The 419-nt window shown below is 73.0% G+C and carries 1 protein-coding gene; it reads right to left on the reverse strand.

Annotation, left to right across the window (positions count from 1 at the left end; translation table 11 throughout):
- Positions 1-419 (reverse strand): DinB/UmuC family translesion DNA polymerase (locus ACLD7X_RS19255; protein WP_411425283.1); only part of this gene is annotated, 419 nt, incomplete at both ends.

Raw genomic sequence — 419 nt, forward strand, 5'->3', positions numbered from 1 at the left:
CGCGGGTGCGGGCGCCGGGGTCGAGCAGGTCGCCTTCCTCGGGTGCGGCGCCGGGCGTCAGGTCGGACAGCCCCACCCCGATCAGGCGGAACGGCCCCGGATCGGGCAGCGCGGCCAGAAGGCCCTGCGCCTCGCGCCACAGCCGGTCGGCCGACTGGGTGGGCCGGTCGAGGCTGTGGCGGCGCGTGACCAGGGTGAAATCGGCGCGCTTGAGTTTCAGCGTGACGCTGCGGCCCGACAGGCCCTTGGCCTTGGCGCGGTCGGCGACCGTCTCGGCCAGCCGCCAGATGTGACCTTCCAGCAGGTCACGATCGGCCGTGTCGGTGTCGAAGGTGGTTTCCGACGAGATGGACTTCACCACCTCGTCCCGGGCGACGCGGCGCGTGTCCTGCCCGCGCACCAGGTGATACAGCCGGTCG

Origin of the sequence: Aphanothece microscopica RSMan92, from assembly GCF_046613545.2 — a bacterium.
Lineage (GTDB): Bacteria > Cyanobacteriota > Cyanobacteriia > PCC-6307 > Cyanobiaceae > NIES-981.